Genomic DNA, 2,623 nt, shown 5'->3' on the forward strand with positions numbered 1-2,623 from the left:
ATCGAGCGATGCACTGACATACGCTTTCATTGCCTCTCTGCTGCCTGCACCCAGTGCGAGCCAGGGAGCCTCCCCCACAATCTCCTTCGCTATTTTTTCCGCCGCACCAATCAGCCCTCCCTCGTAAACATCCAGCGCAATCACGGCAACCCCCAGCGTCGTTGCCAGCCCCGGGGGCAGTGCAAGCACCACTTTGATGCTCGTGGTGATGAAACTCCGCTTTGCATATTCCCGTATCTCATCACTTACATCACCCTCACCACCGCGTATGCCTTGCCGCCCTTTGTGGGCAACCCATGCCACTTTTGCCCCTGTGATAACAAATTTGACAGCAACACGCAGAGGCAGTGCTGCCAGATTCGGTATCAGCGTAACAGGCTGCAGGGCGGCGGCCAGCAAGACCGTTCTGACCAGTCTTCTTCTTGCCCAGCTTCTTATTGCCTCGTCAGTGCTTTTCATTCCGGCCAGGATTTCGGCCATGGTCGCAGGGTAGAGCGTTGTACCTTGGGACGCATTGCCCACTTCGATACGCAGCCGTTGAAGAAGACTTGCGCCTTTTGGGTCAGTGTCTTTGGACAACAGGGGAAGGTAGTCATTAAGCACCTCAAAGAACAAGGTGTCATATTGCGTTTCGGCCACCGTCCGGTCTTCCGGTGAAAGCTCTGCCAGATAGCGCTGTTTTTCTGACTCGGACCACTCTCCCATCCTTCTGGCCAGCATGCCACTGCGGGAAAAATTATTGATCGACCGCCCTGTCGCCTGGGTGATGCTGGTTTTCAGCTTACGTTTTACGTCCCCCAGTTCCCGCAACCATGTCTCCAGGTTCTCGTCTAACTCGCTCCCACCGGCCACACCGTGTTCGGAAAGACGCACCGTAACTAGGCCCAGGCCCTTTTCGATGGCAGCCAGTGTGTCGACAAACGCTTTTATCTGTGCATCAAAGTCACCGATGATGGACGCCGATTGCCGATCTTGAGGCGCCTCCCTTAATAGCGTTCTCAGCTGCGATAAAAAGGCGTTTTTCTCAGGATCCCCCGCCAGTGCCGTTAGTTTTCCGAGCGTTTCCTGCAGTTGTTTTTTTGATTCTCCGGCTTTTTCCTTCCACCTGGCCGATTCAGCTTCCAGCTTCGCATCCAGTCTCGTGCTGGTCCTCACCTGAGGTAATTCATTACTGAGCCCACTGCCCAGTTCCACCGCATGCTGTAATGGACGGGCCGCCTGTCGCACTTTATTTATATTCGACACAGTTTGCTGAATTTTATCCGACAGGATCATGCCTGCCTGAAAGACCGCCTCGTTGGTTTTACGGGTTGCCTGATTCGTTTCGGGGTTATTGTGGAAGGGGAGTGCATGTGCAGCACGGTGCTTATTTTTTCCTGCTTTATCAGACAACATGACAAAAATATCCTTTGCCCCCAGCGCTTTCTGTTTCGCCACTGTTGCTACTGTTTTCAGGTGGGGTTTGGCTTCTTCCGGCGAGCCCTTTATTTTTTCTATTACTCCTTTTTTTTGTTTGGGCAATTTGAATGCAACGGGAAGAATCTCTGCCGAAGGCCGAATCCCTTCCCCTTGCGCCTTAATGGCTTTGACAATCGTCGGCAAGACGTCACAGACATCACAGAGATGCTTAGCGAACCTGCCGACTCCGTTTTCTTTATCTGTCTTTTTTGCATACTCCACGGTCAGTCCCGGGTAGTAGGCACCAGCGAGGTGCTGAGCGAGACTGTCGACCTCGTTTTCTTTAGCTGTCTTTTTTGCATACCTCCCGGTCAGTTTTATGCCACTCAGCAGTTTCTCCGCCTGGCCCGTCAGCTGCGCGCTCAGTGCTTCACGCTCCTGCCTCTCATCCCAGGTTGCCGAGTTCACGATTCTGTTAAATTTTATTTTCTCGGGAGTGTTTCTGCCCAGGTTTGCACGCGTTTGGCTAATGATGTAGTCGGGCGCTGAACCCAACTGGAGAATCTCATCACGGAGCTTACCGGCGGTTTTTTTCTGGAAATCCTCCCATGACGAAGAATGTTCGCGATTGTCATTGAGGGTTTGGATGAGATCCAGCGTTCCGGAGAGATACCCAACCAGGCGGTTGGCATGTTTCATCACCTCCTCATATTGCCGGGCATCGTCATCCCACTTATCCTTTTTCCGGGATATCCTGGATTTGACATCTTCCAGGGAGGGGTCATGCAACCCCTTCTCTTCCCGGAACTGCCTGAACTTATTCCGGAACAGCCTGAACTGATCCAAAAAGGCCTCTGCTGGCTGTCGCAGCGGCTCCAACAACCCCTGCAACGATCCTCTCAATGTTTGCGTCCCCATCGACCTCAGTTGTGACTGTAATGCATCGATGTCGGCGGCTTTGGGAAACAACATGTTGTAGCCAAACTGCTGAAATTCCATGAACTCGGGAAGGTAATTGCTGAAAGTGTCCTCAAGACGCGTCCTCAGCGCTTCCATGTCAGGTTCGGATCCCTCCCCAGGAGGCGTGGGGGGGGATGCCCACGGGGGCATCCCCGACTGCATCTCCCGGCTTGTGTCTTCCTCTTCTTCCGATTCGGAAGATATTTTTTTTTCTGCAACACCGGGTTTATTTATAGCGTCATACACGGAACTCATGTCATGCCTC

1 protein-coding gene is annotated in these 2,623 nt (G+C 52.8%); it reads right to left on the reverse strand.

What is annotated here, in order from left to right; translation table 11 throughout:
* Positions 1-2,454 (reverse strand): hypothetical protein (locus KHU30_RS24980; RefSeq protein ID WP_211445291.1); only part of this gene is annotated, 2,454 nt, incomplete at its 3' end.
* Positions 2,455-2,623 lie beyond the last annotated feature (169 nt).

Origin of the sequence: Collimonas humicola (assembly GCF_018304945.1) — a bacterium.
Classification (GTDB): Bacteria; Pseudomonadota; Gammaproteobacteria; order Burkholderiales; family Burkholderiaceae_D; genus Collimonas; species Collimonas humicola.